Genomic DNA, 24,858 nt, shown 5'->3' on the forward strand with positions numbered 1-24,858 from the left:
GGGCACGCCATGAACTTTTCTTCCTGGTCCATCAAGAACCCCATCGCGCCGATCCTTGCGTTTTTCATGCTGATGGTGCTGGGCTGGAACAGCTTTAATACCCTGCCGATCACCCGCTTTCCCAATATCGATGTGCCGTTGGTCGGCATCACCGTGGTGCAGCCCGGCGCCGCCCCGGCCGAGATGGAAAGTCAGGTCACCAAGGAAATCGAAGATGCCGTTGCAGGCATCAATGGGGTGAAGAACGTCACCTCTACCGTGAATGACGGCGTCTCGACCACCGTGGTCGAATACCGGATGGAGGTGCCGACCGAAAAGGCGGTGCAGGACACCAAGGACGCCATCGACCAGATCCGCGGCGACCTACCCGCCACGATCGAGGCCCCGATTGTGAGCCGGATCGACGTGGAAGGTCAGGCGATCATGACCTTTGCCGTCACGGCACCCGACATGACGCTGGAAGAGGTGTCGTGGTTCGTGGACGACACCGTGACGCGCGGCCTTCAGGGCCGCCCCGGCATTGGCCGCGTCTCGCGCTTTGGCGGGGCCGACCGTGAAATCCGGGTGGAGCTTGATCCGGTGCGGCTGGACAGCTTTGGCATCAGTGCGGCGGCGGTGAACCAGCAGGTACGGGCCACCAATGCCAACCTTGGCTCTGGCAGGTCCGAACTCGGCGCGGGCGAGCAGGCGATCCGCACGCTGGGCGATGCCGGAACTGTGGAGCGTCTGGCCGAAACCACCATCGCCTTGCCGTCGGGCCGCAAGGTGAGGCTGAGCGATCTGGGTGAGGTGATCGACAGCTACGAAGAGCTGCGCAGCTTCTCCAGCCTGAACGGCGAGCGCGTGGTCAGTTTTGCGGTCTACCGCGCCAGCGGCGCGTCTGAGGTATCGGTGGCCGAAACCGTGAATGCGCAGTTGGACGTGATCCGCGCGGCGAACCCGGAAGTGGGGATCGAACTGGTCGATGAAACTGTGTTTTACACCTACGGCAACTATGAAGCCGCGCTGCACACCTTGATCGAGGGGGCGATCCTGGCGGTTCTGGTGGTGCTGGCCTTCCTGAAAAACTGGCGCGCCACGCTGATTGCCGCCGTGGCTCTGCCGCTTTCCGCCGTGCCGACTTTTTTCATCATGGACCTTTTGGGCTTTTCGCTCAATCTGGTGTCCTTTTTGGCGCTGACACTGGCCACAGGCATCCTTGTTGATGATGCGATCGTCGAGATTGAAAACATCGCGCGCCACATACGCATGGGCAAAACCCCGTTCCGCGCCGCGATAGAAGCTGCGGATGAAATCGGTCTGGCCGTGATCGCCACCACCTTCACCATCGTCGCCGTGTTTGTGCCGGTGTCGTTCATGCCCGGCATTCCCGGCCAGTATTTCCGGCAATTCGGGATGACGGTGGCCATCGCCGTGCTGTTCTCGCTGATCGTTGCCCGCCTGATCACCCCGATGATGGCCGCCTACCTGATGCGCGACAAGGACGGCCATGAGGACAGCCACAATGATGGTTGGGTCATGACCGGCTATCTGCGGCTGATCCGCACATCGTTGCGGTTTCGCTATGTCACCTTGCTGTCAGCCATCGGGGTGCTGGCGGTATCGATTTATTACATGGTTCAGATCCCCGGCTCTTTCCTTCCGCCGGAAGACGTAAGCCGCATTGCCGTTTCTGTCGAACTGCCCCCCGGCACCACGCTGGCAGAGACCGAGGTCACGACCAAGGCAATCTATACCGCCATCGAGGATGTGGGTTGGATCGACAATGTCTTCATCCTTGGCGGATCGTCACCCACTGGCGATCTGGATGTCCGGCGGGCCTCTGTCACCATTCTGCTGACACGACTGGATCACTCCCTGCTGCTGAAACTGTCGCAGATCGGGCGGTCTATCCCGGTGATCGGCGGTCTTGTGCCCGAGGTGGAGAACACCGGCCGCACTGTCCCGCAGAATGTGATCGAGGAAGAAGTGTTCCGGCGCCTGGCATCAGTGCCCGACATGCGTGCCTTCAAGCTGAACGACCGTGGCCAGCGCGACATATCCTTTTCGATCCTGTCGTCGAACGAGGCGGACCTGACCCTTGCCGTCAGCCGTCTGGAAGCCGCGCTGTCCGGCGACCCGCTGCTGGCCAACGTCGCGACCGAAGGCGCGCTGCCCCGGCCTGAAATCCAGATCACCCCGCGCATGGATGAGGCTGCACGTCTGGGCATCACAACGGCGCAGATTGCCGAAGTGGTGCGGGTGGCGACCATCGGTGACGTTGATGCAGCCCTTGCCAAGCTGTCGATCGACAACCGGCTGGTGCCGGTCCGGGTGCGTCTGAACAACGCCGCGCGCGAAGATCTGGCCCGCATTTCGGCGCTGAAACTGACCACATCCACAGGTGGCACCGTGCCGCTTGCCGCCGTGGCCGATGTGGCGATTGCCGAAGGCCCATCGACGGTGAACCGCTTCAACCGGGAACGTCGCGCCACCATCGGCGCAAACCTTCCGGTCGGCGTGGCGCTGGGCTCCGCAACCGCGCGATTCAACGAACTGGTCGCAACCGTCGATCTGCCCCCCGGCGTCCGGGTGCAAGAGGCGGGCGATGCCGAGGTGCAGAATGAAATGGTGGCCAGCTTTGGCAATGCCATGCTGCTGGGCCTGATGCTGGTACTGACCGTGCTGATCTTGCTGTTCAAATCGGTGATCCAGCCCTTTACCATCTTGTTTTCGCTGCCCTTGGCCATCGGGGGTGTTGCGGGCGCGCTGATCCTGACCAGCTCTGCCGTGTCGATGCCGGTGCTGATCGGCATTCTGATGCTGATGGGGATCGTGACCAAAAACGCCATCCTGCTGATCGACTTCGCCATCGAGATGCGCGCGCAGGGGATGGAGCGGTTCGCCGCGGTGATGGAGGCGGGGCACAAACGGGCGCGTCCCATCGTCATGACCTCGATCGCCATGTCGGCGGGCATGCTGCCGTCGGCGCTGGGCGTGGGCGAGGGCGGATCGTTCCGCGCGCCGATGGCAACGGCGGTGATCGGCGGCATCATCGTCTCGACAGTGCTGTCGCTGGTTGTGGTTCCGGCATTTTACCTGATCATGGATGACCTGAGCCGTCTGCTGGCCCGGTTTTTCAGCCGCTTTGTCGGGCCCAAGGAAGCCGACCCCGAGGCCCCGCCGGCCGAGGTTCTGGCCGAACGCATCGCGCTGCTGAATGCCGAACAGCGCGTGTTGCGTGACCGGCTGGATGCGCTTGCCGCGCCACGCCCGGCCCCACCCCTCGCGGCGGCGGAGTGATCTGCGCCGAACGGCGACGACGCGAATGGATCATGCTTGTTCGCAGCCGGTCATTCGGGTGTAAGCGCGGCTGACTATCATCTGCCGCATATCCTGCGCCTCACCCCTTGTGAAAGACCGCCCCATGACCAGCTTTGCGCTTCGCGTCCAATGCCCCTCGACCCGTGGGATCGTCGCGGCCATTTCGACCTTTCTGGCCGATCAGTCCTGCAACATCACCGACAGCGCGCAATTTGACGACACCGGCACCGGCAATTTCTTCATGCGGATCAGCTTCCGTTCGGAAGGCGGCAAAGCGCTGGAGGGCCTGCGCAGCGGTTTTGAGCCGATTGCCAAAGAGTTCGGAATGCAGGCTGAATTCTTTGATGAGAAGGTCAAGCGCCGGGTGATCATCATGGTCAGCCGCTTTGGCCATTGCTTGAATGATCTGCTGTACCGGTCACGCATTGGCGCGCTGCCGGTGGAAATTGCCGCCGTGATCTCGAACCACATGGATTACCAGAAGGTCGTGGTCAATCAGGACATTCCTTACTACTGCATCAAGGTCACTCCGAAAAACAAGGCGCAGGCCGAGGCCGAGCAGATGCGCATTGTCGAAGACACCGGGGCCGAGCTGATTGTGCTGGCGCGCTATATGCAGGTGTTGTCGGATGAGATGTGCCGCAAGATGTCGGGCCGGATCATCAACATCCACCATTCCTTCTTGCCCAGTTTCAAAGGGGCCAACCCTTATAAACAGGCGTTCGAAAAAGGTGTGAAGCTGATCGGGGCCACCTCGCATTACGTGACCGGCGATCTGGACGAAGGCCCGATCATCGAACAGGACATCATCCGCGTGACCCATGCGCAGTCGAACGAGGATTACGTGTCTTTGGGCCGCGACGTGGAAAGCCAGGTGCTGTCGCGCGCGATCCATGCCCATGTGCATGGCCGGGTGTTCATCAATGGCAGCAAGACTGTGGTTTTCCCCGCCTCGCCCGGATCGTATGCGTCGGAACGGATGGGCTGATCGTCAGCTTTCGCGAAACGCATGGGCGAAATAGTCGGAAAAGGGTTTGAGCAGATAGGCAAAGGGCGTCCGCGCCCCGGTTTGCAGAAAGGCCTCCACCGGCATGCCCGGCAACAGGGTTTGACCCAGCCGCGCCGCCTCATCCGGTGGGATCAAGATTTCGGCGCGGTAATGCGGCAGGTTGGTTGTCGGGTCGGTCAGGACATCGGCTGAAACGATGGTCACAACGCCGGTCAGTTCTGGCGTGGTGCGGGCTGAAAATGCCGGAAACATCAGTTTGACCGGCTGACCGGTGTACACCTCATCAATATGGATCGGTGCGATCCGGGCGGCGATCAGCAGCGCGCCGTCCTGCGGGATGATATGGGCCACCGGGTCTGCCGGGCGCAGCACGGCGCGCGGGGTTGTGATCTGCAGGCCCAGCACAGTGCCCGACACCGGCGCTCGGATGTCCAGCTGCGCCACCTGTTCCGACAGGGCGCGCTGCCTCTGGATCAGCTCCAGCTCGGTCGTACCGATGTCGCGCAGCTGCATGTTCGCGTCTTCGCGCCGCTGCGACGACAGGCCCAGGATTTCCAGTTCGATCTCTGTGATCCGTCCCTCAGCCTGTGTGCGTGTTGCGGCCAGCTCTCCGGCCTGACCAGCCAGCCGCGCCGCCTCGCGCTGCAGCGCAAGCACGCGCGGGGCCTGCGCCAGCCCCTTGGCCAGTAGCGCTTGCTGATCGACAAGTTCCTGTCCGATCAGGTCAAGCTGATCGGACAGCGCCCGCGCCTGAGCTGCGAGTCCTGCAATCTGAGACACTGTTTGTGCCTTGCGCTTGTTCAGCCGGTTGATGGTGCCGACCAGCGTTTCCTGCCGGGCGGCAAACAACCGCCTTTGGCCTTCGATCTGGTCTGCTGCATCCGGGCTGTCAGCGGCGCGTTGCAGCAAGGCCTTTGGGATGACCAGCTGGGCAGCATCATCCCGCTCTGCCTCCAGCCTTGCGCGCCGGGCCTGCACCTCTGACAATTGCCCTTCAGTGATTGCCAGTTCCGATCGGACCAGCCTCCCGTCCAGCCGCAGCAGAATATCGCCTGCCACCACATTCGCACCCTCGCTGACCAGAATTTCCGCGACAACGCCGCCGTCAGGGTGCTGAACAACCTGCCGGTTCAGTTCCACCTCCACCCGGCCGGGGGCGACGATGGCACCGGCAATAGATGCTGTCACCGACCACAGGCCGACGCCGCCGATCAAGACCAGCAGGGTCAAGGTGCCAAGCCACAGGGGGCCCTTTGCCCCAAGGCCATGGGGCATATCAGGCGCGGTCATGACATACCCGCCTGCCCAACCCCGCGCAGCAGGTCTGTGTGGTTCCTTACCATTCCGCGCAGCACATCCTCGCGGCGGCCAAAGGCCCTGCGCTGGCCGTCTTCCAGCATCAGCAAGAGGTCACATTCCTGAATGGCGGCGGGGCGATGGGCGATGACAATCACGCCGCCCCCCGACGCCTTCATCTGGCGGATCGCCGCGTTCAGCGCCACCGACCCATCATTGTCGAGGTTGGAGTTGGGTTCATCCAGAACCAGCAGCACCGGGTCGCCATACAGCGCCCGCGCCAGCCCGATCCGCTGAATCTGCCCGCCCGACATCGGCCCGCCGAGGGAGGAAAGCGGCGTGTCATAGCCCTTGGGAAGCTGCAGAATCATGTCATGCGCCGCCGCCGCCTTGGCGGCCGCCACCACCTTTGCGGCATCAGGCTGCGGGTCCAGCCGTGCGATGTTTTCGGCTACGGTGGCATCGAACAGCGATACCGCCTGGGGCAGATAGCCGAAGACACGGCCCAGAATATCCGGATCATACTGGGTGAGGTCTGCCCCATCCAGCCTGATCTGGCCCGCCAGTGGCTGCACCGCGCCGACGATGGCCCGCCCCAGCGTGGATTTGCCCGCCCCCGAAGGACCGATAATGCCCAGCGCCTGCCCCGGTTCCAGCCGGAAGCTGATGTCGCGCAGAACCGGTGCCGGGGTGCCGGGCAGGATCAAGGACAGTCCCTTCACCTCCAGCAAGGCGCGGGGTCGGGGCAGGGCGGTGCGGTCTGCTTCGGGCGGCTGCGCGGACAGCAGGCGCAGCAGCCGCGCCCGCCCGTCCCGCGCGCGGGTCAAAACCGCCCAATGCCCAACCGCCTGCTCGATCGGGGCCAGTGCGCGGCCCATGATGATCGACGCCGCGATCATCGCCCCCGCGCTCAGCTGATCTTGCAGCACCAGCCATGCCCCAAGGCCAAGGATTGCCGACTGCAGCATCATGCGCAGCGTGCGGGTCGCGCTGCTGAACCTGCCGGCCAGATCGGCACTTTGCATGACGCTGGTCAGCGCCGTGCCGCGCGCCGCAGCCCAGCGTTGAAAGGCTGGCTGCACCATGCCCAAGGCGCGCAGCACTTCGGCATCCGCCTTCAGCCGGTCCGCAACCTGCTCTGCCACGGTCGTGGATGCCGTCGCGCGCAGCACCGGACCCTTGCCCGAGATCTGATTCCACACCGCCAACAGCACAAGAATCGCCCCACCGCCCAGCGCAAGCCAGCCCAGCAGGGGGTGAAATATAAAGATTGCTGCCAGGAACAGCGGCGTCCAGGGCAGATCCATCACCGCCGAGGAAAGCGGCGAGGTCCAGAACCGCTGCATCGCCTCCAGATCGCGCTGGGCAGACACGGCCAGCGGGTCCTCAGCTGCCGCACCGGCCCGTGCCAGCGCTGCGGTGAACACCCTGCGGTCCAGCCGGGCTTGCAGCCGCATGCCGACCCGCGCCAACAAGCGCGCGCGCGCATGGTCCAGCAGCCCCATCGCCAGAAACAGGAACAGCGCCAGAAGGGAAAGCGCCACCAGCGTCGCCTCTGACCGACTGCCCAGTACGCGGTCATAGACCTGCAGCATATACAGAGGCCCGGTCAGCATCAGCAGGTTGACGAACACGCTGAACACCACTGCCGCGATCAGCAGCCCCCGCGTCTCTCTCGCCGCCCGGGCGAATTCTGATCGGGCAGCGTCAAGCTGACCGGCGAACGGCTCGGCGCTGACGGGCGCAAATTTCATGTCGTGCACGTCCTGTGTGAACTGGTCGAGGCTTTCGCCGCTGCCGTGATGCTGTCACGGCAGCTATGAAGATCAGCCTAACGCCAGCGGCCCCCAGAACCGCCCGAATTACCGTTTCACGCTGGAGGTCACGTAGTTCACGCTCAGATCACGTGATGACAGGCTCCACGACCATGACACCGGATTGAATACCATCCCCTTGCGATCCACCGGGTCCAGCCCCGCCTTGCGGATCAGATCACACAATTCATCCGGCGTGATGAACTTGTTCCAGTCATGCGTGCCCTTGGGCAGCCAGCGCATCACATGCTCGGCCCCGATGATGGCCATCAGGAAGGATTTCGCGTTGCGGTTCAGGGTGGAACAAACCATCAGCCCGCCGGGCACCAGCAATTGCTGACAGGCGGTCAGATAGGCCAACGGGTCCGATACATGTTCGACCACTTCCATGTTCAGCACCACGTCAAACTGCTCGCCCGATGCCGCCATCGCCTCGGCCGTGGTGTGACGATAGTCGATGGTCAGCCCCGATTGCGCGGCGTGCAGCTGCGCCACCGGAATGTTGCGGGGTGCGGCATCGGCCCCCACCACTTCGGCCCCCAGCCGGGCCATCGGTTCGGCAAGCAACCCGCCACCGCAGCCGATATCCAGCAGGCGCAAGCCCTTGAACGGCAAAGGCTTTGTCAGATCACGGTCAAACTCCGCAGCGATCTGACTGGTGATGTAATCCAGTCGGCACGGGTTGAGCATGTGCAACGGCTTGAACTTTCCATTCGGGTCCCACCATTCGGCGGCCATCGCCTCGAACTTCGCCACCTCTGCCGGATCGACGGTTGTTTGACTTTCCATCACATTTCCCTTCCGAATGCCCTTTGGACGCAGGACGCTTACGCGGTATATAGAGCGATGATGGATCAGAGATCAGGCCAAAAGCGCGCAGTCGAATATCTTTACCCGCCGGTTGACCCGTTCGACCAGCGGATGATCGACATGGGCGATGGCCACAAGATCTATGTCGAACAATGCGGGCGTGCGGATGGCATCCCGGTTCTGGTGCTGCATGGCGGGCCGGGGGGCGGGTGTTCGCCTGCGATGCGGCGCTATTTCGACCCTGATGTTTACCGGGTTGTGCTGTTTGATCAGCGCGGCTGCGGCCGGTCGCGCCCGCATGCCAGCGTGTCTGACAACACCACCTGGCATCTGGTGCGCGATATCGAGACGATCCGCAAGGCACTGGGCATCAACGCCTTCATCCTGTTCGGGGGCAGCTGGGGCGCGACGCTGGCGCTGATCTATGCCATCAGCCACCCGGACCGCGCCCTGCATTTGGTGCTGCGTGGCGTGTTCCTGATGACGCGATCAGAACTCGACTGGTTCTATGGCGGCGGCGCAGGCGCGTTTTTCCCGGAACTCTGGGCGCGATTCGTCGCGCCAATTCCCCCGGATGAACGCGGCAACCTGATCGCCGCCTATCATCGCCGCCTGTTTTCGGGCAATCTGATGGAAGAAACCCGCTTTGGCCGCGTCTGGGCCAATTGGGAAAACGCGCTTGCCTCGGTGCACCATGACGGGCCGGTCGGCGAAAGCCCCGGCGAATATGCGCGGGCCTTTTCGCGGCTGGAAAACCACTATTTCCACGCCCGGGGGTTTCTGGAGGAAGACGGCTGGATCCTGCGCGAAAAGCACCGGATCAGGCATCTGCCCGCCCATATCATTCAAGGCCGCTATGACATGATCTGCCCGCCCACGTCCGCCTGGAAACTGGCTGAAGGCTGGGATTCCTGCCATCTGAACATGATCCCGCTTGCCGGTCACGCGCTGTCTGAACCCGGCATTTCTGCCGGGCTGGTCCGCGTGATGGACAGCCTGCGCCCCTGATGCGCGATGAGGGCAAGACAGCGACGGAACTGACCCTTCGCGGCTTGCGGGTCTTTGTCGCGCTGGAAGAGGCGGGGTCGGTCATTGGGGCCGCCACCCGCATCGGCGGCTCGCCTTCCGGGGTCAGCCAGCACATTACCGCGCTGGAGGCGGCGGTCGGTGCCCGGCTGTTCGACCGCAAGGCCAAGCCGGTCACGCTCACCCCGGCGGGGCAGGTACTGCGCCGCCACGCCCACAAGCTGCTGGCGGCCTTGTCCGAGGCGCAGGCCGATCTGGCCGAGATCAGCCTGGCCAGCCTGCCACAGCTGAACCTGGCGATCATCGACGATCTGGATGCCTCGCTGACGCCGGTGCTGGTGTCTGCCCTGCAATCGCGGCTGTCTCGCTGTTTTGTGCACGCCTTTTCGGGCCGGTCCGACCATGTGATCGACCGGCTGATGGCGCGTGAGGCGGATATTGGCGTGTCCGCCATGGTGCCGCCTGACACATCGGCCTTTCGCGTGCTGCCGATTCTGCGCGAACCGTTTGTGCTGGTGGCCAGCAAAGGGTCGGTGCGCGGCGATGTGCGCGCCGCGCTGGACCGTCTGCCCTTCGTGCAATATTCCGAAAGCCTGCCGCTCGGCCAGCGCATCGCCCGCCATCTGGCCCGGGTGAGGATAAACCCCGAACGCCGTTTCGCGCTGGAGGCGACCCGCTCGGTTCTGGCGATGGTGGCGCAGACCGGCGGCTGGACCATCACCACGCCGCTGAACCTGATGGATGCCGAACGCTTCCTGCCGGACCTAGAGGTGATGCCGCTGCCCTTTGCCGGGGATGTGCGCCGGGTGCATCTGATTGCGCGGGTCGATGAACTGGGTCATCTGCCGGACGAGCTGGCCCGCGACTGCCGTGCGCTGATCCGCAGTCGCCTGGTGCCGCGTTTTGACGCGATTGCGCCTTCCTTGGCTGGGGCGATTGAGGTGGCAGAAGAAGACTAAGGCTCTAACCTTGCGAAAACCCCACAATTTTCGCTACCAAACAGTCAAGACTGTCGGTGAATGGTGCGGCAATGGAGCGGGTCAGCAGCGACAGTTCGGTGCAGGCGACCAACAGGTGATCACTTTGGTCGGCCATCTGCTCCGCCAACCTTGCCATCTCGGCCATCGCCCCCGGCCCGGTGTCGCCCGCCTTGACCTGCCGGATCAAGGCCAGAACCGGGGCATCATCCTGTGGCCAGACAGGGTCTATGCCAGCAGATTTGAATACTTCCTGGAATGCGCCCGTCATCCGCACGGCCGGTGAGGCCAGCATTCCGACCCGTCCGGGCGGCAGCACGGCCACGGTCGCGGTGCGCATGTCCAGAAACTGCAGGGGCGTCGCGGCCATGATCTGCGGCGCATAGGCATGGGCGGTGTTGCAGGGCATGGCCAGTCCTTGCGCGCCCGCCGCCTGCAAGTCGCGCGCCATGGCCGCCAGCACCGGGCCGGGGTCTTCGCCCACCCCGTCGATCAGCCGCGCGATGCGGCTGGGCACGGCGGGGTTCTGGTGCACGATCAGCGGAATGTGGCCGGCATCATCGCGCGCAGGCACGGCCCGCAGCAGTCTCTGCATCAGCAGAATCGTCGCCTCTGGCCCCATGCCACCAAGGATGCCGACGGTTTTCATGCGTGGGGCAGCACATGGGTATAGCCGGTCAACCCGATGGCCCCGCCGGTGTGCAGAAACACCACCCGCTCGCCCTTTTTGAAATGTCCCCGACGGATCAGATCAATTAGCCCCGCCGCCCCTTTGCCGGAATAGACCGGGTCCAGCAGGATCGCTTCCTGCCGGGCAAAGAGGTCGATGGCTTCCAGCGTGCTGTCGGCAGGGATGCCATAGCCTTGGCCGATGTAATCGCAATTGGCCACCACATCTTTGCGGCTGACCACGCCTTGGGTGCCCAGCTTTTCCTCGACCGCCTGCGCCAGGCGGAAGACATTCGCCTCCTGCACTTCCTGTGGCGCGCGCACCCCGATGCCCAGCAGCGGCAGCTGCGCGTTCAGCGCTTTCAGCCCCACAATCAACCCCGCGTGGGTGCCCGCCGATCCGGTGGCGGTGACCATGTGGTCAAAGCTGATGCCACGGTCCACCATCTGCGCCAGCAGTTCCAGCGCGCAATTGACATAGCCCAAGGCACCCGTCGCATTCGACCCGCCACCCGGAATGGCATAGGGCCTGCGCCCCTTGGCCCGAAACGTTTCTGTCACGGCCAAAAGCTCGGCATTCATGTCCAGCCCCGGCCCGCGATGTTCGATGGTGGCACCATGCAGCACATCGAGAAGCACGTTGCCGTTCAGCCGGTAGTTCGGCTCGTTATAACCGGTGCGGTCTTCCAGAATGATATGGCAATCCAGCCCCAGTTTTGCCGCTGCCGCCGCCGTCTGGCGCGCGTGGTTCGATTGCGTGGCCCCTTGGGTCAGCACCATATCGGCCCCCTGATCCATCGCCTCGGCCATCAGGTATTCCAGCTTGCGGGTCTTGTTGCCGCCGGTGGACAGGCCGGTGCAGTCGTCGCGTTTGATCCACAACTCCGGCCCGCCCAGCAGAGCAGTCAGGCGTGGCATGGGTTCCAGCGGGGTCGGCAGATGGGCAAGGCGGATGCGGGGAAAGCGGGAGAGGTGCATGATGAGTCTCTTTCTGATGGATGACCGGCGCTCTACCCGCCAAAATGAAAGCGATCTAAAGCTGCGCTGCAAGCTTTTGCAGCCGCAGGTCGGCGGTGCGGGCGTGGCCCTCCATCCCCTCAAAGCGGCTGATGTTGGCGGTGACCGTGGCAAGGCGCGGCAACGCCTCGGCGGTCACGCGCTGCCAGGTGACGGTTTTCAGGAACTTGTGGACCGACAAGCCGCCAGTGTAGCGCGCCGCGCCCGAGGTGGGCAGCACATGGTTGGTGCCCGCCGCCTTGTCGCCAAAGGCCACGGTCGACTCTTCACCCAGAAACAGCGAGCCATAGGCAGTCAGCCGCGCCTTCCACCAATCGAGATCGGCGGCCTGCACGTGCAGGTGTTCGGGCGCGATGCGGTCGGCATGCTGCGCCATGGCCTCGCGGTTGTCGCACAGGATGATCTCTCCCAGACTGTGCCACGCCGCCTCGGCCGCCGCGCGGTTGGGCTGCGGCAGTTCGGCCGCGCAGAGCGGGGCAAGCCGGGCCACCTCGCGCGCCAGCGGCTCAGAATCGGTCACCAGCCAGACCGGCGAGTTTGCGCCATGCTCTGCCTGCCCGATCAGATCCCAGGCCACCGTCAGCGGATCGGCGGTGGCATCGGCAACGACCAGCGAGTCGGTGGGCCCCGCCACCATGTCGATGCCGACGCGGCCGTAAAGCAGGCGCTTGGCCTCGGCCACATACTGGTTGCCGGGGCCGACGAGAATGTCGGCGCGGGGCAGGCCGAACAGGCCAAAGGCCATGGCGGCAATGCCTTGGATACCCCCCAGCGCCAGAATCCGGTCGGCCCCGCAGTGGTGCAGCGTGTAAAGAATGGCATCGGGAATGCCCGCAACGGCCCCGGCGCGCGGCGGCGAGACGGCGGCAATATGCGGCACGCCCGCGACCCGCGCCGTGGTCACTGTCATCATCGCGCTGGCGATATGGCTGTAGCGCCCCCCCGGCACATAGCAGCCCGCCGCCTGCACCGGAATCAGCCGCTGCCCGGCCGTCAGGCCGGGGCGCAGTTCGACTTCGGTTTCGGTAATGCTGTCGCGCTGGGCCTGCGCGAAGCGGGCAATGTTTTCATGTGCATAGGCGATATCGTCCTTCAGCGCTTGCGGCACGCGGGCGCAGGCATCGCTGATGGCCTGTTCGGACATTGCGATATCGCCGTCATAGCCGTCGAGATCCCGCGCCATCCGCCGCGCCGCGGCCTCGCCCCCAACCTCCAGATCGGCCAGCATGGCACTGACAGTGGCGGACAGAGCAGCCACCTGCGCCCCCTCTGCTGTGCCGGTCTTGAAATACGTTCCCGTCATGCCAACCCCTGATCTTTGACGTGACTGTCAGGCCCTCTGCCCCTTGATGACAACGCCCAATTCCCGGCTTCAAGGAAATGGAGCGTGGCGTTCCACTGCGTGAAACCCGCCCATTTGTCAGTTTCGCTATACATCGGGGGGATTTTGCGCTATTGGCCACGGTGTCGGCCCGAGGATTCCGGGGGCGCGTCGGGCGAGGAGGCCCGCGGCCAAAAGGGAAAGAAGGCGCCGCACAGGGCTTCACGGATGCAATGGCATCCTCCTTTTTGGAATAAACTGAATGATCGATATGAACTTGGCCGCACCCTTGGTGCAGGCTTTGGAAGCCAAGGGCTATGAAGCCCTTACGGCAGTGCAGATGGCTGTTCTGGCCGATGGTGTCGAAGGCCGTGACCTGCTGGTTTCGGCACAGACCGGGTCGGGCAAGACTGTGGCCTTTGGTCTGGCGATCGCGCCGGAAATTCTCGCAGGGTCTGACCGTCTGCTCTATGCCGACAAGCCGATCGCGCTGGTCGTGGCACCGACGCGCGAATTGGCCCTGCAGGTCAAGCGCGAGCTGGACTGGCTGTATGGCGTGGCAGGCGCACAGATTGCGTCCTGCGTCGGTGGGATGGATTACCGCACCGAAAAGCGTGTGCTGGATCGTGGCGTGCATATCGTTGTCGGCACGCCGGGCCGTCTGCGCGACCATATCGAGCGTGGGTCGCTGGATCTGTCGTTCTGCCGCGCCACCGTGCTGGATGAAGCCGACGAAATGCTGGATCTGGGCTTTGCCGAGGATCTGGAATTCATTCTGGGTGCCGCGCCGCAAGATCGCCGCACGCTGATGTTTTCGGCCACCGTGCCGAAAGAGATTGAAACGCTGGCCCGCACGTTCCAGCGCGATGCCATGCGGATCATCGCCAAGGGCGAAACCAAGCAGCACGCCGATATCGAATATCGCGCGATGTCGGTCGCCTCGCGTGACCGTGAGCATGCGATTTTCAACACGCTGCGCTATTACGATGCGCCGACTGCCATCGTGTTCTGCAAGACGCGGATGAACGTGACCCACCTGATGTCTCGCATGACAAATCGTGGATTTCAGGCTGTGGCCCTGTCGGGGGAGTTGAGCCAGCAGGAACGTACCCATGCGCTGCAATCGTTGCGCGATGGCCGGGCCCGGGTCTGTATTGCCACCGATGTGGCCGCGCGGGGCATCGACCTTCCGGGTCTGGAACTGGTGATCCATGCGGATCTGCCGTCGAATTCCGATACCTTGCTGCACCGCTCTGGCCGGACCGGTCGTGCGGGAAGCAAAGGCGTTTCGGCGCTGATCGTGCCGCCGGCCGAGGCAAAAAAGGCCCAGCGCTTGCTGGCCGGTGCCAAGGTCGTGGCGCAATGGGTCAAGGCCCCCAGCGCCGAAGAAGTACAGGCCCGCGATGACCAGCGCATTCTGGAACATCCCGCGCTGACCGAGGCCGTGGGCGACGAAGCGGCCATGGTTTCGACCCTGATCGAGCGTTTTGGTGCCGAACAGACCGCCGCTGCCTTTATCCGCCTGTGGCGCGAAGGCCGGTCTGCCCCGGAAGTGCTGTCCGACAGCCTGCCGCCGCCGCCAGCCTCCGCCCCTCGGGAACGCAGCGAGTTTGGCCCTTCGGTCTGGTTCACCCTGACCGTCGGCCATTCCGGCCGGGCCGAGGCGCGCTGGATTCTGCCAAAGATCTGTGACGGCGCAGGCATCTCCAAGGACGGGATCGGCGCGATCCGGGTCAAGGAAGACGTGACCTACGTGCAGATCGCCGAGCCACTGGCAGGCCGCTTTGGCCCATTGCTGGAGCTGGAGCCTGGCCTGACCATGTCGCGGATGGAAGGCGAGCCGAGCCTTGACCGGCCCGAACGCGCCCCGCGTGAAGATCGCCCGGCCTACAAGCCAAAAGCACCACGTGTGGTCGAGGATGACGCCATCATCGCCGCCCCCGCACCGGCGCGCAAACCCTACGCCAAGCGCGACGATGCCGAGCGCAAGCCTTATGCGCCGCGTGAGGACAAACCCTATGCGCCGCGCGCAGCCGCAGAGCGCACCCCCTATGCCAAGCGAGATGACGCTGAGCGCAAGCCCTATGCCCCGCGTGATGGCGCAGAGCGCAAGCCTTACGCCAAACGCGAGGACAGCGACCGCAAACCCTATGCCCCGCGCGACGGTGCCGAGCGCAAGCCCTATGCAAAGCGTGAAGATGGCCCCGCCGGTGGCGCAAAGTTCAAATCGGCAGGCTTCAAGTCCTTTGGCGGCAGTGAGGGCAAACCGGCCCGTGCTGCAGGGTTCAAAAGCCATGCGGCGGAAGGCACCGGCTATAAGCCAAAGGCCGAAGGCGACCGGGCTGAAAAGCGCACCTATGCGCCCAAAGGCGATGACGCACGGCCCTATGCCAAGCGCGACGGCAAACCGGCTGGCAAACCTGCCGGGTTCAAAGCGGGCGGCGATGCCAAAAAGCCCTTTGCCCGCAAGTCCGACGCGCCGGCCCGTCCGCGCGCCGATGCCAAGGACACGTCCAAGCGTTTTGTCCCGCCGAAAGGTGCCAAGCGCTGATCTTGTAAGCCAATGAGACGACAAAAGGGGAAAGCTGCGGCTTTCCCCTTTTTCGTTACAGCCGCGCCATTATCGCGCTGTGCAGCGTCGGGTTGGTGGCGATCACCCCCGCCGTCATCGCGCCCGGCGCGTTGAACCGCAATGCCGCCCCGGTCCGGTCCGTCACCCGCGCCCCCGCGCAGTCGCAGATCAGGCTGCCCGCCGCGATGTCCCATTCCCAGGTGTCGCGGAAGGTGATCATCCCGTCATAGCGCCCCTCGGCAGCCAGACACAGCCGGTAGGCAAGCGAGGTGCGGAAGCTGCGTTTCAGATCCGGCACGCCACCCGGCCAATGCGACGGCTCCATGTTGGCCTTGGTCGCCAGCAGGTTTGACCCCACCAGATCTGCCCGCACGCCCGCCCTGATCTCAACACCATTGCACCGCGCCGGACCGCCGATTTCGCCCGTATAGAGCCTGTTTTTCGCAGGCATCATCACCGCCCCGGCCACCACCCGCCCGGCTTCGGCCACAGCCAGCGACACGGCAAAGTTATCCTCCCCCGCCACAAAGGCGCGCGTGCCGTCAATCGGGTCCAGAATGAACACGCGCTCGGCCGACAGACGATCCGCCGAGTCCGGCGTTTCCTCGGACAGCCAGCCATAATCGGGGCGCGCCACCAGAAGCGTTGATTTCAGCATGTCATTGACGGCCAGATCCGCTTCGGTCACCGGGCCATGATCGCCGCCCTTGTCCCAGACCAGCGGGTTCTGCCGCCAGAACCGCATGGCAATGTCACCCGCCGCGCGGGCAGCATCAGCCAGCAGCGCAAGATCACGCCCCGGCAAGGGTCATCCCGTCGATCAACAGCGATGGCACCCGGGTCGACAGATGGGCGCGGGCGTCATTGGCCGGAATGATCCGCATCAGCATGTCGCGCAGATTGCCGGCAATGGTGCATTCGTTCACCGGATATTGGATCACCCCGTTTTCCACCCAGAAGCCTGCCGCCCCGCGGGAATAATCGCCTGTGGTCGGGCTTATGGTAGACCCGATCATCGAGGTGACCAGCAATCCGGTGCCCATCTGCGCGATCAGATCATCGCGGCTGACATTCCCCGGCGTCAGATCGATATTGCTGGTTGCAGGTGAGGGCGGCGAAGAAGCGCCGCGCGCCGCATTGGCGGTCGATGGCATGCCCAGCTTGCGCCCGGTCGCCAGATCCAGCGTCCAGCCCATCAGCTCGCCGTTTTCCACAATCACCCGCCGCTGTGTCGGCAGACCTTCGCCGTCAAACGGGCGGCTGGCACCGATCCGCACCCGGTGCGGATCTTCAACCACCGACAGATGTGCTGGCAGCACCTGCTGGCCCAAGGCATCGCGCAACCACGACGCCCCGCGCGCAATCGCAGCACCGTTGGTGGCCGACAGCAGATGCCCGATAAGGCTCGATGCCACCCGTTCATCAAACAGCACCGGCCAGGTGCCGGTCTTTGGCCGTATTGCGCCAGCGCGCTGCAAGGCGCGTTCGCTGGCCAGGTGGCCGATACCTTCCGCGCCCGGCATATCGCTTGCGTAAATGCGCCCCTCGGCGGCCCAGTCCCGCTCCATCGCGGTGCCTTCCCCGGTGAAAGCGACAGCCGACAAAGAATGAGACGTGCGGCCATAGCCGCCCGAAAACCCGTTCGACGTCGCCAGATGCATGGCCCGGCGGCCATAGCTGGCAGACGCCTCTACCTGCGTGATCCCGGCCCGGTCCATTGCCGCAGCTTCAACCGCCCGCGCCGCCGCTTCCAGCTCGGTTGCGCCCGGTTCCGGTGCCGGATCGGCCAGTTCCAATGCAGCAAGATCCCAGCCTTGCGCGATCTGGTCTGTGTCTGCAAGGCCGACATACGGGTCGACCGGGGCTTCGCGCGCCATCGCCACGGCGCGTTCTGCCAGTGCCGCAATCGTCGCGTCTGAGATGTCCGATGCGGACACACAGGCCTGCCGCCCGCCGATAATAACCCGCAGCCCGATTTCCACCCCTTCGGACCGTTCCGCCTGTTCCAGCTTTCCCGCGCGGATGTCGATCGACAGCGAGGTGCCATCCATGGCAAGCGCATCGGCCTGATCCGCACCGGCGCGCCGGGCGGCAGACAAAAGGGCATCGGTCAGGCGCGAAAGATCGGTCATGGCGGTTTCCTTGGACTGTGCTCTGGCCGAGGTAGTCCGTCAGGGCCAGTCCTGCAAGTCATGACAAACCCCGCGTCCCAAACGGGGGCTGTTGTCAGGGCATCCTTTATTTCAGACGCTGCCCGTTGGCATAGAACCCCTTGTCCCGGAACTCCAGCGTAGAGGTCAGCACATCCGGCCCGTCGCCCGGTTTCGCCAGCATTGCAATCATCATGCGCGCGCCCATGGCCTGACCCTGCGGCACCACGCCCATGGTCACCAGCCTGTCCAGCAGCCCGTTGCCGCCCCGGATCAACAGGTCAAACGTGCCGGTCGGCGCGGGGACCCCGTCAAAGCTGGTCAGATCGCTGTTGTCAAAGGTCAGCCCGCCGGTTCCGGTCAGTTCTGCCCCGGCGAATTTTACGGTCAGGTCGGTCACATCCAGCGCGTGAAGCTCTCCCGGCGCACGGTCGCCCAAAGCCGCCATCGCCGTTTCGTCCATCAGGTCCGAAGTCAGGCGGACCTTGCCCTTGGTGTCAAGAATCACGGTCGCAGGATCGCGCGGCAGCGCCACCGTCGGGTCGACCATCGCCCAGATCTCGTCCGATACGGTCAGATCAACAATCCGGGTCAGAAAGGTGAAATCGGTCGGCATTTCTGATGCCAGCAGGGGCATGAGAAAATCAAAGGAAGCTTCGGCGAAAGTCAGCTTCAGTTCGGGGAACGGGATATCGGCCCCCGACACCACCATAGAAACGCCGGTGCCGCCTGCACCATAGCGCAGGGCCTCTTGCCCCATCAGGGCGCGGAAGTGCCCGGTTTCATTGCTGGCACCAACTTTGGTGGCCCGGCCCTTATCAAAGGCAGCAAGGGTGAAGTCACCCCGCCCATAGCTGAAATCGATATCCGCGCTGAACCCGTCGCGCAGAGCCTGCGCCATGTTTTCCACGGCATCTATGCCAAGGAAACTGCCCGCCGACCCCAGCTTCAAAGCCGCCAGTGACCCGACTGCTGTCGCGCCATTGGTTGCGTCACCGGCCGCAATCGTGAAGGTCATGCTGTCAATCGCAAGCGCACTGTCCAGCGCGCTCAGCTCTGCCCCGGCGTCCATGGCATAGCTGCCGCTCAGGCCGGTCAGGGTCGCGTCGACATCTGCCAAAGGCACGGCATCCTCGCGGATCTGCATGTCTACGGTGACCGAGGGCGCGGTATAGGCATAGTCTGTCCGCGCAGCATTGCCGCCTGCTGTCAGGGTCAGCCCCGGCTGGGCAATAGTGATGGCAATGTCATGGGTGTTGCCCTCTTCGCCTGGCATGCTCATGTCAATGCTGTAGGTATCGGTCATGGTCACTTCGACCGTGCCGTCACCCAGATCGCGGAACCGCACTTCTTCAATCCGGCCGTCGATCGTGGCCCCATCCTGCGCCATGCTGGTCTTCATCCCGCTGACCACCAGCGTATCGCCCGCGCGCCCCACCTGTTCGGCGCTGACCGTCTGGCCGTAGGACTTGCCCAGACTCTGCCAGCTTTGCCAGACCTCTTCCGGAGTCACCTGCGCGGTAAGCGGTGAGGCCATAAAAACCCCCAGAATGGCAAAGGACGCTGCCCCTGTCGCGTGTCGCATGATGCACCTCGTGAGAATTTCTTTTGTATTAACCGTTATCCTCCCCCCGCTATACAGGCGGGTCAAGGCTTTCCGAAGGCGGCCCTCTGCTGCTAACTGCCCTTGTCAGACCAAAACGGAGCGGACCATGACCGACAAGACCGTCATCATCACCGGGGCCAGTCGCGGAATCGGCGCCGCTGCTGCCCGCACATTTGCAGCCGCCGGGTGGCGCGTGGCGCTGCTGGCCCGCTCCGGCAGCGAGATATCAGCGCTGGCCGACCAGATCGGTGCCGCCGCCATGGCGCTGCCTTGCGATGTGGCCGACCCGGTTGCCATGCAGACCGCCGTGCAGACCGTGCAGATCCGCTGGGGTCAACTGGACGCGCTGATCAACAATGCGGGCATGATCGACCCTATTTCGCGGCTGGAAGACGCGGATGCAGGCAGTTGGGGCAGGTCCATCGACATCAACCTCAAGGGTGTTTTCAACGGCATGCGCGCGGCAATACCGGTGATGAAAGCCGCAGGCGGCGGCACGATCATTACCGTCAGTTCGGGGGCTGCCAGTAACCCTTATGAAGGGTGGAGCGCCTATTGTGCCGCCAAGGCCGGGGCCGCCATGCTGACCCGCGCCGCCCATCTGGAAGAAGGCAGCAACGGATTGCGCATCATGGGTCTGTCACCGGGAACGGTCGCCACCGACATGCAGATCAAAATAAAAGCCAGTGGAATCAATCCTGTATCCGCACTTGACCCGGCGGTGCATGTGCCGCCGGAGTGGCCTGCAAAATGCCTGCTGTGGATGTGCGGCTCGGGCGGTGACGCCTGGCTTGGCGAAGAAGTGAAACTGCGCGACGATTCAATTCGCCGCGCTATCGGAGTGTTAGAATGATCAATGTCGAACTTGATGGCCGGCTGCTGACCCTGACGCTGAACCGTCCGGACAAGGCCAATTCCCTGACCCGCCTTATGCTGGAGGAACTGGATGCCGCCCTTGCGCATGCCGAATTGAAGGGCGTGCGCGCGGTCATCCTGACCGGGGCGGGCAATGTGTTTTCGGCTGGGGCCGATCTTGACGATGCCCGCGCCGGGCTGGCCGTCGATCCGGTCTGGGAACGGCTGTCGGCGCGGGTGGCCGGGCTGCCCTGTCTGACCATCGCCGCGCTGAATGGCACGCTGGCAGGCGGGGCGATGGGGATGGTGCTGGCCTGTGATGTGCGCCTGTCTGTCGCCTCGGCCAAATTCTTCTATCCGGTGATGAAGCTCGGCTTTCTGCCGCAACCGACAGATCCGCGGCGCATGTCTGCGCTGATCGGCCCGGCCCGCACCAAGATGATCCTGATGGGCGGGGCCCGCATAGAGGCGGCCGAAGCGCTGGACTGGGGGCTGATTGATCGCATCACCACGCCAGAGGCGCTGATAGCTGAGGCGCAGGCCGTGGCGCAGGATGCCATGGCCGCAAGTGCAGACCATGTGGCCGCGATCAAACGGCTGGTGCCGCTGACCTAGACCTTCCGGATGGTATCGCCCGGCTGCAGGGTCGGCGAAAGCTCGATGATCTCTCCGCCGACAATACCGTCGGGCCGCTTGCCCGCGATGATCTCGGCGGCCAGCCGTCCGATATCCAGACGGCAAGCGTCCATCGTTGCCAGCCGCCTTGGCAGACCGTCCAGCAGCTCCACCCCGTTGAACCCGGCCAAGCCCACGCGCCCCGGCACATCAATGCCCTGCGCAAGACAGTACAACAATCCGCCGGCACCGATCATATCGTTGGAGTAATACAGGAAATCCACGTCCGGGCTGCGCTTCAGGACCGCTTCTGTCATCTCGCGGCCTTTCAGCAGGGCAGACCCGCCCGAATAGAATTCCCGGTCGGCAAGCGCCAGCCCCTCGCGGGCCAGCGCCTCTTCAAATCCGGCCAGCCGCTTCTTGGCGCGGTGGTCGTTCGGCATTTGCGTGCCCAGAAAGGCAATGCGCCGGTAGCCCGCAGCCACAATCGCCTCGGCCATCTGCCGCCCGGCCCGGCGGTGGGAAATCCCCACGGCGGAATCGACCGGGGTGCCGTCAATATCCATAATCTCGACCACCGGCACACCCGCCTGCGCCAGCATGGCCTGACTGGCCTCGCTATGTTCCAACCCCGCCAGGATCAGCCCGGACGGCCGCCAGCTGAGCATTTCATAGATGACCGACTCTTCCCGCTCCGGCAGGTAATTGGTCACGCCCACCACCGGCTGCAACCCGGTGTCTTCCAGCACATCGGAAATGCCAGTCATCACCTCGGGGAACACCATATTCGACAGCGACGGGATGATGACGCCCACCAGATTGACCCGCTGGCTGGCCAGGGCGCCTGCGATCTTGTTGGGCACGTAGCCCAGCCGCCGTGCCGCCTCCAGCACCCGCTCGCGCGTGGTGTCTGACACATCGCCCCGATTGCGCAACACGCGGCTGACAGTCATTTCACTGACGCCCGATGCCTCAGAGACATCGCGCAAGGTCAGGGTGCGGCGGAAATCGGGAACAACGGGCTTTGTCAATGGAACGGCCTTCTGCGGCGGAGTCTTTTCTTGTTAGCGCCAAATACGTCCCTTGTCCAAGGCCGTTTCATCTGTTATGTTACCGCTAACAGCCAGATCAACCGGCTGACAAAATCCTTCGCGTCCTGCAAGCTCTCAGCCCGGACGCGACGGACCCTGAGGGGGAGTGGTGGGCCAAAACTCACTCCCCCTTTACCTCCCTGCGATCCCCCCCCCCTCAAAGTCCGCGCTTGAAACCAGATGCATTTTTCCGCATGAAGGTGGCGCGTGGTCCCGTGGCTCAACTGGATAGAGCAGCCCCCTCCTAAGGGGCAGGTTACAGGTTCAAGTCCTGTCGGGATCACCAGAATGTCATCATGCGCGGATGCGCAATCCGTCGGGGTCGTGGGGTGGGCATCGGGTCAGTTCTGCCTGAATCGTGTCACCTGCGACCATCAAGGCATAGTGTCCTGCCGAAAGCCAATCCTCTGACACGCCGCAGTCATGCCGGACATAGCCGTAGCCGATGCTTTTCCCCACCGTATACCCATACCCGCCCGAGGTCAGATATCCCACCGGCAGCCCGTCTCGCAGAATGGTTTCGCGCCCGACCAGCACGGCGGCAGGATCGGCCACGGTAAATCCAAGCAGGCGCTTTTTGAGCGGCTGCCCGGCAACTGCCTCCAGCGCTGCGCGACCCCGGAATGCCGTATTCCCTTTCATCTTGACCGCCCAGCCCAGCCCAGCCTCGAACGGGGTGTCGTTGGGGGTGATATCGGATGACCAGGCGCGATAGCCTTTTTCCAGCCGAAGCGATTCCAGCGCGCGGTAGCCGACGGGGCGCAAATCACGGTCTGCAGCCATCAGGGCGTCGAACACCGCCCCGGTCTGCGTCAGCGGTACGTGCAATTCCCACCCCAGCTCGCCCACATATGTTACCCGCAACGCCCGCACCGGCGCGCCAGCGATGGTGATCTCGCGCGCATGGCCGAAGGGAAATGCGGAGTTGCTCACATCATCTGCGGTGACCCGCGCCAGAATGTCCCGCGCGCGCGGCCCCATCAGGGACAGCGTGCCCCGGTCTTCGGTCACGTCGCGGAACACCACACCGTGCTTTGGCAGCTGGTCGGCGATCCAGCCGAAATCATGGGTGCGAAAACCGGTGCCGGTGACGATGTAGAACAAGTCCTCGTCCATGCGCGCCACGGTCAGATCCGCCTCGATCCCGCCACGCGAATTGAGCAGCTGAGTATAGGTCAACCGCCCCGCATCGCGGGCCACCCGGTTGGCACAGATCGCCTCCAGCGCCTCGGCAGCTTTGGGGCCGGACAGCTCGTATTTGGCAAAGCTGGACTGGTCGAACAGCCCGGCATGGCTGCGCACATGGGCATGTTCTTCACCTACCGGGCCGAACCAGTTCTGGCGGCCCATGGCGTAGACATCGCGCGGCTCCATGCCTTCGGGGGCGAACCAGTTCGGGCGTTCCCACCCCAGTTTCGACCCGAACACGGCGCGATGTGACTTCAGGCGGTCATAGAGTGGTGACACGATCAGCGGGCGGCCTGAGGTGTATTCCTCATGCGGGAAGGCCACTGTGTAGTGCTTGCCATAGGCTTCCAGCGTGCGCGTTGCCACCCAGTCGCGGTCGCGGTGCATGGCCGAAAAGCGCCGGATATCCACGGCCCACAGGTCCAGCGGTGCCTCGCCCCGCATCACCCATTCGGCCAGCACCCAGCCCGCGCCGCCCCCCGAGGCAATGCCAAAAGCGTTGAACCCGGCACCGACGAACATGTTCGGGCATTCGGGTGCCGCGCCAAGGATGAAATTGCCATCCGGTGTAAAGCTTTCTGCCCCGTTGATCATCTGCTTGACGCCCGTGGTTTCCAGCGCCGGAATGCGGGCCATCGCCTGTTCCAGATGCTGGCTGAAATGATCGAAATCATCGTCAAACAGCCGGAACTCCCAATTTGGCGGTATGTCCCCGGTGACCCAGCCCTGCGGATTGTCCTCATAGCCGCCCATCACCAGCCCGCCGACCTCTTCCTTGAAATAGGTGCGGCGGTCGGGGTCACGCAGCGTGGGGGCGTCGGGCGACAGCCCGTCAATCGCTTCCGTGATGATGTACTGGTGCTTGACCGGGTGCAGCGGCACCGTCACCCCCGCCATCGCCCCGATCTGGCGCGCCCACATGCCGCCGCAGTTTACGACCGTGTCGCAGGCGATCCGCCCCTGATCGGTTTCCACATGGGTGATGCGGGGGCCGTCCATCGTAAATCCGGTCACCGTCACGCCCTCAGCCATACGTGCGCCATACATGCGCGCGCCCTTCGCCAGACTTTGGGTAATGTCCGAAGGGCTGGCCTGACCGTCGGTCGGCAGCCAGCTGGCCCCGATCAGGTCGGACGTGTCCATCAGCGGCCACATCCGCTTGACCTCTTCGGGCGAAATCAGGTGCATTTCCATCCCGAAGCTGCCCGCGGTCGTGGCAAGGCGGCGGTATTCGGTCCATCGGTCGGCGGTGGTGGCAAGGCGCAGGCAGCCTGTCATCTTCCACCCGGTATCCAACCCGGTTTCCGCCGCCAGCCCCTTGTACAGATCCACCGAGTATTTCAGCACCTTGGTGATGCTGGCCGAAGAGCGCAACTGCCCCACCAGCCCCGCGGCATGCCATGTGCTGCCGCTGGTGATCTTGCCCTGTTCCAGCAGCAATACATCGGCCTTGTGATCGCGCGCCAGATGATAAGCGGTGGAACAGCCGATGATGCCGCCGCCTATGACGATGATCTGGGCCTGGGCTGGAAGGGTCAT

18 protein-coding genes and 1 tRNA gene are annotated in these 24,858 nt (G+C 64.0%); 8 read left to right on the top strand and 11 right to left on the bottom strand.

Features of this window, described 5'->3' with window-relative positions:
- Positions 1-9 precede the first annotated feature (9 nt).
- Together EEB11_RS10810 and purU are read left to right on the top strand one after the other, a co-directional pair.
- Positions 10-3,282 carry an efflux RND transporter permease subunit gene (locus EEB11_RS10810; RefSeq protein WP_135431209.1) on the top strand — a complete coding sequence of 1,091 codons (3,273 nt, stop codon included), beginning with the start codon at positions 10-12 and terminating at the stop codon, positions 3,280-3,282.
- Between the two features lie 124 nt (positions 3,283-3,406).
- Positions 3,407-4,291: a formyltetrahydrofolate deformylase gene (purU, locus tag EEB11_RS10815; RefSeq protein ID WP_135431211.1), complete on the top strand. Its 885-nt coding sequence runs from the start codon at positions 3,407-3,409 to the stop codon at positions 4,289-4,291.
- Between the two features lie 3 nt (positions 4,292-4,294).
- Here the strand turns inward: purU and EEB11_RS10820 are convergent, their stop codons facing one another.
- The 3 genes from EEB11_RS10820 to ubiG form a co-directional block, all read right to left on the bottom strand.
- A complete protein-coding gene (locus tag EEB11_RS10820) occupies positions 4,295-5,602 on the bottom strand; it encodes an HlyD family type I secretion periplasmic adaptor subunit (protein WP_245298863.1) in 1,308 nt (435 codons plus the stop codon).
- A complete protein-coding gene (locus EEB11_RS10825; RefSeq protein WP_135431213.1) occupies positions 5,599-7,362 on the bottom strand; it encodes a type I secretion system permease/ATPase in 1,764 nt (587 codons plus the stop codon). The genes EEB11_RS10820 and EEB11_RS10825 overlap by 4 nt, the downstream gene beginning before the upstream one ends.
- A 108-nt stretch (positions 7,363-7,470) precedes the next feature.
- On the bottom strand, positions 7,471-8,211 hold the full coding sequence (gene ubiG / locus EEB11_RS10830; RefSeq protein ID WP_135431215.1) for a bifunctional 2-polyprenyl-6-hydroxyphenol methylase/3-demethylubiquinol 3-O-methyltransferase UbiG: 741 nt from the start codon (positions 8,209-8,211) through the stop codon (positions 7,471-7,473).
- A gap of 60 nt (positions 8,212-8,271) precedes the next feature.
- Between ubiG and pip the strand changes: the two genes are divergently transcribed.
- Both pip and EEB11_RS10840 read left to right on the top strand, forming a co-directional pair.
- The gene (gene pip, locus EEB11_RS10835; protein ID WP_135431347.1) at positions 8,272-9,240 is read left to right on the top strand and encodes a prolyl aminopeptidase; all 969 of its coding nucleotides are present in this window, start codon (positions 8,272-8,274) and stop codon (positions 9,238-9,240) included.
- Entirely contained in the window at positions 9,240-10,217 is a 978-nt protein-coding gene (locus EEB11_RS10840) for a LysR family transcriptional regulator (protein WP_135431217.1), read from the top strand. The genes pip and EEB11_RS10840 overlap by 1 nt, the downstream gene beginning before the upstream one ends.
- A gap of 4 nt (positions 10,218-10,221) precedes the next feature.
- Here the strand turns inward: EEB11_RS10840 and cuyB are convergent, their stop codons facing one another.
- From cuyB to hisD, 3 genes are read right to left on the bottom strand one after another with little or no spacing between them, the layout of a single operon-like run.
- Positions 10,222-10,884: a cysteate racemase gene (gene cuyB / locus EEB11_RS10845; RefSeq protein ID WP_135431219.1), complete on the bottom strand. Its 663-nt coding sequence runs from the start codon at positions 10,882-10,884 to the stop codon at positions 10,222-10,224.
- The gene (gene cuyA / locus EEB11_RS10850) at positions 10,881-11,882 is read right to left on the bottom strand and encodes a D-cysteate sulfo-lyase (protein WP_135431221.1); all 1,002 of its coding nucleotides are present in this window, start codon (positions 11,880-11,882) and stop codon (positions 10,881-10,883) included. The genes cuyB and cuyA overlap by 4 nt, the downstream gene beginning before the upstream one ends.
- Before the next feature lie 55 nt (positions 11,883-11,937).
- Positions 11,938-13,224, bottom strand: a complete 1,287-nt coding sequence (gene hisD / locus EEB11_RS10855) for a histidinol dehydrogenase (RefSeq protein ID WP_135431223.1) — start codon at positions 13,222-13,224, stop codon at positions 11,938-11,940.
- 280 nt (positions 13,225-13,504) lie between these two features.
- Here hisD and EEB11_RS10860 point away from each other — a divergent pair, with 280 nt between their 5' ends.
- Entirely contained in the window at positions 13,505-15,793 is a 2,289-nt protein-coding gene (locus EEB11_RS10860) for a DEAD/DEAH box helicase (RefSeq protein WP_135431225.1), read from the top strand.
- Positions 15,794-15,848: 55 nt separating this feature from the next.
- Here EEB11_RS10860 and EEB11_RS10865 read toward each other — a convergent pair whose 3' ends face one another.
- The 3 genes from EEB11_RS10865 to EEB11_RS10875 form a co-directional block, all read right to left on the bottom strand.
- The gene (locus EEB11_RS10865) at positions 15,849-16,619 is read right to left on the bottom strand and encodes a 3'(2'),5'-bisphosphate nucleotidase CysQ (RefSeq protein WP_135431227.1); all 771 of its coding nucleotides are present in this window, start codon (positions 16,617-16,619) and stop codon (positions 15,849-15,851) included.
- Positions 16,606-17,946 (bottom strand): TldD/PmbA family protein, encoded by a 1,341-nt coding sequence (locus EEB11_RS10870; RefSeq protein ID WP_135431230.1) that lies wholly within the window; start codon positions 17,944-17,946, stop codon positions 16,606-16,608. Before EEB11_RS10870 ends, EEB11_RS10865 begins: the two co-directional genes overlap by 14 nt.
- 106 nt (positions 17,947-18,052) lie before the next feature.
- Positions 18,053-19,549 (bottom strand): DUF2125 domain-containing protein, encoded by a 1,497-nt coding sequence (locus EEB11_RS10875; RefSeq protein WP_135431232.1) that lies wholly within the window; start codon positions 19,547-19,549, stop codon positions 18,053-18,055.
- 127 nt (positions 19,550-19,676) lie between these two features.
- Between EEB11_RS10875 and EEB11_RS10880 the strand changes: the two genes are divergently transcribed.
- Positions 19,677-20,423 carry an SDR family oxidoreductase gene (locus EEB11_RS10880; RefSeq protein ID WP_135431234.1) on the top strand — a complete coding sequence of 249 codons (747 nt, stop codon included), beginning with the start codon at positions 19,677-19,679 and terminating at the stop codon, positions 20,421-20,423.
- On the top strand, positions 20,420-21,040 hold the full coding sequence (locus EEB11_RS10885; protein ID WP_135431236.1) for an enoyl-CoA hydratase/isomerase family protein: 621 nt from the start codon (positions 20,420-20,422) through the stop codon (positions 21,038-21,040). The genes EEB11_RS10880 and EEB11_RS10885 overlap by 4 nt, the downstream gene beginning before the upstream one ends.
- On the opposite strand, the gene EEB11_RS10890 is transcribed toward EEB11_RS10885, so the two are convergent.
- On the bottom strand, positions 21,037-22,071 hold the full coding sequence (locus tag EEB11_RS10890) for a LacI family DNA-binding transcriptional regulator (protein WP_280950272.1): 1,035 nt from the start codon (positions 22,069-22,071) through the stop codon (positions 21,037-21,039). The genes EEB11_RS10885 and EEB11_RS10890 overlap by 4 nt on opposite strands.
- 269 nt (positions 22,072-22,340) lie before the next feature.
- Between EEB11_RS10890 and EEB11_RS10895 the strand changes: the two genes are divergently transcribed.
- Positions 22,341-22,417: transfer RNA gene (locus EEB11_RS10895), tRNA-Arg, on the top strand.
- A gap of 8 nt (positions 22,418-22,425) precedes the next feature.
- Here EEB11_RS10895 and EEB11_RS10900 read toward each other — a convergent pair.
- Positions 22,426-24,858, bottom strand: coding sequence for a GcvT family protein (locus EEB11_RS10900; protein ID WP_135431238.1), 2,433 nt, complete (start codon positions 24,856-24,858; stop codon positions 22,426-22,428).

Source organism: Pseudotabrizicola sediminis (assembly GCF_004745575.1).
GTDB classification, from domain to species: Bacteria; Pseudomonadota; Alphaproteobacteria; order Rhodobacterales; family Rhodobacteraceae; genus Pseudotabrizicola; species Pseudotabrizicola sediminis.